Origin of the sequence: Brevundimonas vesicularis (genome assembly GCF_032067225.1) — a bacterium.
GTDB lineage: Bacteria > Pseudomonadota > Alphaproteobacteria > Caulobacterales > Caulobacteraceae > Brevundimonas > Brevundimonas vesicularis_F.
In genome coordinates this window covers 1-7,870 of record NZ_DAMBJX010000086.1, presented here as the reverse complement: position 1 = coordinate 7,870, position 7,870 = coordinate 1, and the positions used below count along the sequence as shown (strand labels likewise).

Genomic DNA, 7,870 nt, shown 5'->3' with positions numbered 1-7,870 from the left:
CTTTCTGACCGCCAACCCTAAGATGATCCCCGAGGACTTCCTGGGCGCGCATGGCGTGATCCCCAAGCCCTTCTCGCGGTCCGGCCTGCTGTCGGCGATGCGCTTCATTCAGCAGGGCATAAGCGATCCGCCGCCCCGCCAGGACAGGCCGCAAAGTTTCATCCCCGCACCGGCGATCAATCGGGCCTGGGCGCGCGGATAAGGCGCTGTTGACAAAACTTCGCCGCACCTGTTCCAGACTAGTTCAGGGTTGCGCCATTCCCGGGGAATCGCGCGATCATCGCCAACGATCCGATCCGAGGAACCTTCATGGCCGACACTGAATCCCGCTTCGCCCGCATGAGCCGTCGTGCGGCCATCACCGGCGCCGCACTGGCGACCATGGCTTTGGCGGCCTGCGGCGGCGGCGCCAAGGGTGCGGCCGAGGGCGACATGGGTCTGGGCGCGCCCGAAGGCGCCAAGGTCACGGTGGTCGAATACGCCTCGGTCACCTGCCCCCACTGCGCCCTGTGGCAGAAGAACACCTGGCCGGCGTTCAAGGCCAAATACGTCGACACCAACAAGGTCCGCTACGTCTTCCGCGAACTGCCGACCCCGCCGGTCGACGCCGCCACCGCCGGCTTCCTGGTGGCGCGCTGCGCCGGTCCGGACAAGTATTTCGACGTGGTTCACCAGCTGATGGCGACGCAGCAGGAGATGCTGACGTCCTCGCCGCGCGACTGGCTGCTGCGCACCGCCCAGGCCGCTGGCCTGTCCGAGCAGCAGTTCAACGACTGCGTCACCGACAAGGACGCTGTCGCCGCCATGGAGAAGCGGGTTCAGGCCGCGCGCGCCCAAGGCGTGACCGGCACCCCGGCCTTCTACGTCAACGAAACCCAGGTCATCTCGCCCGGCGGCGAAGGCGCCAGCCTGGCCGACCTGTCCACCGCCATCGACGCGGCCCTGGCCAAGTAACCGAGGTCAAATCAGATGATGCGACGCGCCTTCATCGCCGCCGGTTTCGCCTTCGCCGCCCTGACCGGCGGTTTGGCTACGCCGGCGCTCGCCGCGGATGCGCCCCCGCCCGTCACGGCCCAGGATCATATCCTGGGTCGGGCGAATGCGCCGGTCACGGTCATTGAATACGCGTCCTTCACCTGCTCGCACTGTGCGGACTTCCACAACACCGTGCTGCCGGCCTTCAAGGCCAAATACATCGACACCGGCAAGGTCCGGCTGGTTCACCGCAACCTGCCGACCGCGCCCGCCAATGTCGCCGCCGCCGCGGCTGCGGTCGCCCTGTGCGCCGCGCCCGAACGCTATTTCGACGTGGCGGCCGTCTTCATGCGCGATCAAGCCAACCTGCAGACCACCGGCGCCCAACCCTGGTTCGCGGCCGGTATCGCCGCCAGCGGCAAGACCCGCGAGCAGATCGAGGCGTGCCTGAACGGCCCGACCATCCGTACGGCCCTCGACGCCCAAATCGAGGGTGCGCGCGCCGCAGGCGTCGCCGGCACGCCCACCTTCTTCGTCAACGGGACGATGGTGATGGAGCATTCGCTGGAGGCCCTGTCGGCCGCCATCGATCCGCTGCTTCGGTAGTCCGCCAGGACGATGCAGTTCCAGCGCCTCCGGCTCGTCGGCTTCAAGTCGTTCGTCGATCCGGCGGAGGTGCACATCGAATCCGGCCTGACCGGCGTCGTCGGCCCGAACGGCTGCGGCAAGTCCAACGTCCTTGAAAGCCTGCGCTGGGTCATGGGCGCCAACTCAGCCAAGGCCATGCGCGGCCAGGGCATGGACGACGTCATCTTTGCCGGCGCCGCTGGCCGTCCTCCGCGCAGCCACGCCGAAGTCAGCCTGACCATCGACAACGCCGCTCGCCGTGCGCCCCAGCCCTTTACCGACAGCCCCGTGCTGGAGGTGTCGCGCCGGATCGACCGGGGCCAGGGTTCGACCTACCGCATCAACGGCAAGGAGGTGCGCGCCCGCGACGTCCAGCTGCTGTTCGCCGACGCCTCGACCGGCGCCAACTCCCCGGCCCTGGTGCGTCAGGGTCAAATTTCGGAACTGATCGCAGCCAAGCCCCAGAACCGCCGGCGCATCTTGGAAGAAGCGGGCGGCGTCGCCGGCCTGCACACCCGTCGGCACGAGGCCGAGCTGCGCCTCAAGGCCGCCGAGACCAATCTGGACCGGCTGGACGACATCGGTCGCGAGCTGGAGACGGCGCTCAACCGGTTGAAGCGCGAAGCCCGCCAAGCCGAGAAATACAAGAAGATCTCAGCAGAGATCCGCGCCCTTCAGGCCGCCCTGCTCTATGTGCGCTGGAACGACGCGCGCCTGGCCGCAGAGGCCGCCGCCGCCGAACTGCGCGAGGCCGACCGGGCGGTGGCCGACACCACGACCGCCGCCGCCGCCGCCCAGACGGCCGCCCTGTCCGCCCAGGAAGCCCTGAAGCCCGCGCGGGAAGAAGACGCCGTCGCCTCCGCGCTGCTGCATCGCGCCAGCCTGGAGCGCGATCGGCTGGACATGGCTGAACAGGCCGCCCGCGCGGAAGTGGATCGCCTCAAGGCCGAGGCCGTCCGCATCGCCGCCGACGCCGCGCGCGAAGACGGCATGGCCGCCGACGCCCAGCGCGAACTGGACCGGCTCGACAACGAACTGGCCCGGCTGAAGGCCGAGATCGCCGGCGCCCCCGAACGTGGTCCCGAACTGGACAAGGCTCTGACCGCCGCTGAGGACGCCCGCAAGGCCGCCGACGGCGAGGTCGAACGGCTGGCGGGTATGCTGGCCGCCGTCGAGGCCCGCGCCAACGCCGAGACAGCCCGCAAACGCGACGCCGAGACTCGACTGGCCCGCGTCATCGCCCAGCATGATCAGGCCCGCCGCGAACGCGAGGCTCTAGGGCCGCTGGAAACGCTAGAGCTGGAAGCCGCCCGCCAGGCGCTGGAAGCGGCGCAGGCCGACCTTGCCGCGGCGCGCGACGCCGTCGAGGCGGCCGAGGCGACACGCGGCGACCTGGCCCGCGCCGAACAAGAGGCCCGCACCGCCGCCCGCGCCGCAGAGGACCGGCTGGGCCGACTTCAGACCGAGGCGCGGGGTCTGGCCCAACTGCTGGTCACCGGAAAGCGCGACCATCCCCCCGCCTTGGACAAGGTGCGGGCCGACAAGGGATTCGAGGCCGCCTTGGCGGCCGCGATGGGCGACGATCTGGACGCGGCCTTGGACGCCAAGGCCGCCGCCTACTGGGGCGGGGCGGACGCGCCCTCCCCGTCCTGGCCCGCCGGGATCACGCCGCTTTCGGATCATGTTCAAGCGCCGGAACAGCTGACCGCGCGGCTCGCTCTTTGCGGTGTGGCGCCGAAGGCCGAGGCGGCCCGGCTGGCGGGGCTTCTGCCGCCCGGCGCGCGCCTGGTGACGGTCGAGGGCGACCTCTATCGCTGGGACGGGTTCGTCAGCCGCGCCGAGGCGCCGCGTCCGGCCGCCGTGCGGCTGGGACAGCGCACGCGACTGGCCGAGCTTGAAGCCGAGATCGACAAGGGCAGACCAGCGCTGGATCAGGCGCAGGCGGCCCAGAAGTCGGCGACGGAAGCCTTCCGCGCCGCCGAAGAGACGGTCAAGGCCGCGCGCCTGACGCCCTTCGCCGCCGACAAGGCCGTGACCGCCGCCCGCGACCGCGTCGAGACCCTGGCCCGTGAGCAGGCCCGACGCGAGGCCCGCGCCCAGGCGTTGGACGACACCGTGAGCCGGCTGGCGGCCGACGCAGCCGAGGCGCAAGCCGCCCTGGACGCCGCCCAGACCACCGACGCCCCGTCGGAGACAATCGCCGGCTTGCGCGATGAGCTGACGGCCGCCCGCGCCACGGCCGACGCCGCCCGCACTGCGGCCCAGACCGCCCGGTCGGACCGCGACGCCGAGGCCCGCGATCGTCAGGGCCGCGAGCAGCGGCTGGGCAGCCTGACCCGCGCGCGCGAGGGCTGGGTCACGCGCTCCAGGGACAGCGCCGGCCGCGTCGCCGCCTTGGCCAAGGACGCCGACCGGACCGCCGCCCTGCTGAAGCAGGCCGAGGTCGCGCCTCAGGGCTTCGCCGAACAGCGCGGCAAGCTGCTGGACACGCTGGTCGCCGCCGAACAGCGGAAACAGGCGGCGTCGGACGCCATGGCCGTCGCCGAGACCGAGGCGACCGAGGCCGACCGCGCGTCGCGCGCCGCCGAAACCGCCGCGTCGCAGGCCCGCGAGGCGCGCGCCGGCCTGTCCGCCCGCGCCGAGGCCGCCGCCGAGAAGCTGACCGAGGCCGAGACCACCCTGCGCGAGACGGCGCAGATGTCGCCGCAGGAGCTGGGTCAGAAGCTGACGGACGACGCCATCGCCCGCCCGCCAGACGCCGCCGGCGCCGAGAGCCTGCTCTACGGGCTGGAGCGCGAACGCGAGGCCTTGGGCGCCGTCAACCTGCGCGCCGAGGACGAGGCGGTCGAATACGGCGAGCGGCTGAACAGCATGAAGTCGGAACGGATCGACCTGACCCAGGCGATCGCCAAGCTGCGCGACGGCATCGACGAGCTGAACGCCGAGGGCCGTGAGCGGCTGGTGGCGGCGTTCGACGTGATCAACGCCAACTTCAAGACCCTGTTCGAGGCCCTGTTCGGCGGGGGCCAAGCCGAGCTGAAGCTGGTCGAGAGCGACGACCCTCTGGAGGCGGGGCTGGAGATCTACGCCTGCCCGCCCGGCAAACGGTTGTCGGTCATGAGCCTGATGAGCGGCGGCGAGCAGGCGCTGACGGCGGCGGCCCTGATCTTCGGCGTCTTCCTCGCTAACCCCGCGCCGGTCTGCGTGCTGGACGAGGTGGACGCGCCGCTGGACGACGCCAATGTGGACCGCTTCTGCCGGATGCTGCACGAGATGCGCAGCCGCACCGACACCCGCTTCATCGTCATCACCCACAACCCGGTGACCATGAGCCGGATGGACCGGCTGTACGGCGTCACCATGCCCGAACGCGGCATGAGCCAGCTGGTGAGCGTGGACCTCAAACAGGCGGAGACCTTGGTCGCATGATCGCCCTGCTGCTCGCGCTCGCCGATCCTCAACTGATTCCGACCGGCGTCGGGCGGTTCGCCGTCTATGCCGACGCCGCCTCGATCGAGCGCGAGGGTGACGTGGCGCGGATGCGGGAACTGCAGGTGACCGAGGCCGGGTTCAAGGTCGGAGACGTGACTTATGTCGGGGGCTGGTCGCGGTGGGCGTTCGACTGTCGCGCGAGGACGGCGGATCGGCTGGACTTCTCCTCCTTGAAGGCGGACGGGACAGAAGGGCCGGCGACCCCGGACGCCGCCCCGGCCTATGACGCCGCGCCGGGCGGGGATGCGGCCGAGCTGCTGGCCATCGCCTGCGGGGTCGAACGGCCGGCTCAAGCGCTGACGCTGGAGCAGGCCATCAGCCAGGGACAAAGGGCGCTGGCGGACTGACCGTCCCCTCGGCGGGCTTGTCCGACCCTTGCGGCCATTCGATGCGGTCGCGCGGCAGGGCCTCGCGGCATTCGTCGCGCATGAAGGCCATCAGCTTCTCGCGGATCTCGCAGCGCAGGTCGAAGGCGACCGGGGCCGAGCGTGCGCTGGCCAGGCAGCGCACCTGAAGCACACGTTCGGTGATGTCGGTGACCTGCATCACCTGCACGTCGCCGTCCCAGTGTTTGGACGCCTTGACGATGCCCTCGAAGGCGGTGCGCAGCCGGTCGATGGGCGCTTCGTAGTCCACGTAGAAGAAAGCGACGCCGATCAGGCGGGCGTTCTCGCGCGTCCAGTTCTGGAAGGGCTTGGTGATGAAGTAGGACAGGGGCAGCACCATCCGGCGCCAGTCCCACAGCTTGACCACCACATAGGTCGAGGTGATCTCCTCGACATTGCCCCACTCGTTCTCGACGATGACGGCGTCGTCCAGGCGGATGGGCTGGGTCAGGGCGATCTGGATGCCGGCGACCATGTTCGTCAGGATCGGCTGAAGCGCCAGACCGGCGATGATGCCGACCACGCCGGCCGAGGCCAGCAGGCTGACGCCCCATTGACGGAAGCCGGCGATGGTCATCAGGGCCAGGCCCACCGTGACGATGAACAGCACGACCTTGGCCACCCGCTGCAGGATGCGGGTCTGGGTCAGGTGCTTCCTGGCGAGCAGATTGTCCTCGACAGCGATATTGTACCGCTTGAGGTGCATGACCGACCACATGTCGAGCACGCCCGACGCCATCCAGCCCAGGGTCAGGATGAACAGGAACAGCAGGGCGCTGCGGATATCCTCGGACGGGCCGGGATCCATCGGCGAGACGGTCACGCCGATGCCGATGCCGATGATGATGATCAGAACGCGCAGCTTGACCCGGGCGCGTTCGACCACGCCGCGCCAGAAGAGATCCTTGTTCCGAACGACGCGACGCAGGATGGCGAAGACGATCTTGTGCGTCAGCCAGCCGCCGCCGACGAAGACCAGCAGGACCAGGCCGATGACCGCCCATTCGGGCAGCCAGTCGAACCGGTGCCACAGGGCGCGAATCTGGCGGGTGACGGCGATGATTTCGGGAGGCATGAGCTTCCTAACGCGTCAGGGCCGAGAGGGTTGATGTCTCCTCCCTTTCGCGGAGCGATGGGGAGGTGGCGCGGCGCGCCCTTCGCGCCGTGACGGAGGGGTTCCTTCGGCGCGAAAACCCCTCCACCGCTACGCGGTCCCCCTCCCCACACGTGGGGAGGAGACATTATGCACGGCCTGCCGTTGCCTCGACGAGGTCGGCGAGGCGTTGGGCGGCGTCGGGGATGGCGACGCTGCGGGCGGCGGCGGACATGGCCGACAGGCGCGCCGGATCGGACAGGACGCCGGTCAGGGTCGAGGCCAAGCGATCGACGGTCAGGTCGTCTTCCAGGATGACCTCGGCCGCGCCCGCATCGGTCAGGGCCTTGGCGTTCAGGCGCTGGTGGTCGTCGGTGGCGATCTTCAGCGGGATCAGGACGGACGGGAGGGCTGCGACCGCCAGTTCGGCGCAGGTCGAGGCGCCGGAGCGGCCGACGACCAGATGGGCCCTGGACAGCCGTTCAGCCATGTCGCGGAAGAAGGGGGCGACCTCGGCCTCAATCCCGGCGTCCAGATAGATCTGGCGCGCGGCCTCCAACGTCTCGGGGCGTGACTGCTGCTGCACCTTCAGCCGACGTCGCAGGGCTTCCGGCAGGGCGGCCAGCGCGCGGGGCGTGGTCTCGGACAGGATGCGGGCGCCCTGGCTGCCGCCGGTCACCAGCACTTGGATCGGGCCGTCGGCGACGGGAGCGGCATAGGGGCGGTCGAACAGGGCGCGGATCTCAGCCCGCACCGGCGAGCCGACGACGTGCGAGCGGCCTTGGACCTTGGCCGGCGCGCGTTCCAGCGTCGGGAAGGACGAGGCGACCTGACCGACATAGGGGGCCAGGATGCGGTTGGTGCGGCCCAGGACCGCGTTCTGTTCATGGATCACCGTCGGTCGCTGGGACGTGACGGCGGCGACCAGGGCCGGGGCGGACGGATAGCCGCCGAAGCCGACGACGACGTCCGCGCCCAGCCGGTCGAAGGCCGTTCGCGCCTGAACCACGCCCTTGAAGATGGCGACGCCCGCCTTGATCAGGCCCAGCGGGCCGGAGCCGGTGGCGGCGTCCAGCGCCAGCCGTTCCTCGGCCGGAAAGGCGTGAGCGTATTGTCCGCCCCGGTGATCGGTCGCCAGGACCACGCGCCAGCCGCGCGCCGCCATCTCGCGCGCCAGCGCCTCGGCCGGGAACATATGGCCGCCGGTGCCGCCGGCGGCGACGACGCAGAGCTTGGTCATGGGCGAGGCTCCGAAAAAGAGGGTCTGAATATTCTGAAGTTCAAACGGTGGGCAGGC

At 70.4% G+C, this 7,870-nt stretch carries 6 protein-coding genes and 1 pseudogene; 5 read left to right on the top strand and 2 right to left on the bottom strand.

Annotated features, from left to right (window positions below; all coding sequences use genetic code 11):
* From RT123_RS14880 to RT123_RS14860, 5 genes and pseudogenes are all read left to right on the top strand, one after another.
* Positions 1-202: pseudogene (locus RT123_RS14880) on the top strand (hypothetical protein); the annotation flags it as partial.
* A gap of 107 nt (positions 203-309) precedes the next feature.
* Positions 310-954: a DsbA family protein gene (locus RT123_RS14875; RefSeq protein ID WP_039246870.1), complete on the top strand. Its 645-nt coding sequence runs from the start codon at positions 310-312 to the stop codon at positions 952-954.
* Positions 955-969: 15 nt separating this feature from the next.
* Entirely contained in the window at positions 970-1,581 is a 612-nt protein-coding gene (locus RT123_RS14870) for a thioredoxin domain-containing protein (RefSeq protein ID WP_313009960.1), read from the top strand.
* A gap of 12 nt (positions 1,582-1,593) precedes the next feature.
* Complete coding sequence (gene smc / locus RT123_RS14865; RefSeq protein ID WP_313009958.1) at positions 1,594-5,031, top strand: chromosome segregation protein SMC; 3,438 nt, start codon at positions 1,594-1,596, stop codon at positions 5,029-5,031.
* Positions 5,028-5,441 (top strand): surface-adhesin E family protein, encoded by a 414-nt coding sequence (locus tag RT123_RS14860; protein ID WP_313009956.1) that lies wholly within the window; start codon positions 5,028-5,030, stop codon positions 5,439-5,441. The genes smc and RT123_RS14860 overlap by 4 nt, the downstream gene beginning before the upstream one ends.
* On the opposite strand, the gene RT123_RS14855 is transcribed toward RT123_RS14860, so the two are convergent.
* Both RT123_RS14855 and murG read right to left on the bottom strand, forming a co-directional pair.
* Entirely contained in the window at positions 5,410-6,555 is a 1,146-nt protein-coding gene (locus tag RT123_RS14855) for a mechanosensitive ion channel family protein (RefSeq protein ID WP_313009955.1), read from the bottom strand. The two genes, RT123_RS14860 and RT123_RS14855, sit on opposite strands and share 32 nt — an antisense overlap.
* Before the next feature lie 166 nt (positions 6,556-6,721).
* The gene (gene murG, locus RT123_RS14850; protein WP_313009954.1) at positions 6,722-7,813 is read right to left on the bottom strand and encodes an undecaprenyldiphospho-muramoylpentapeptide beta-N-acetylglucosaminyltransferase; all 1,092 of its coding nucleotides are present in this window, start codon (positions 7,811-7,813) and stop codon (positions 6,722-6,724) included.
* Between the last annotated feature and the right edge of the window lie 57 nt (positions 7,814-7,870).

Coding starts and splice junctions, on each gene's coding strand:
- RT123_RS14860 (WP_313009956.1), top strand. CDS start 5,028: ATGATCGCCCTGCTGCTCGCGCTCGCCGATCCTCAACTGATTCCGACC.
- RT123_RS14855 (WP_313009955.1), bottom strand. CDS start 6,555: ATGCCTCCCGAAATCATCGCCGTCACCCGCCAGATTCGCGCCCTGTGG.
- murG (WP_313009954.1), bottom strand. CDS start 7,813: ATGACCAAGCTCTGCGTCGTCGCCGCCGGCGGCACCGGCGGCCATATG.
- RT123_RS14870 (WP_313009960.1), top strand. CDS start 970: ATGATGCGACGCGCCTTCATCGCCGCCGGTTTCGCCTTCGCCGCCCTG.
- smc (WP_313009958.1), top strand. CDS start 1,594: ATGCAGTTCCAGCGCCTCCGGCTCGTCGGCTTCAAGTCGTTCGTCGAT.
- RT123_RS14875 (WP_039246870.1), top strand. CDS start 310: ATGGCCGACACTGAATCCCGCTTCGCCCGCATGAGCCGTCGTGCGGCC.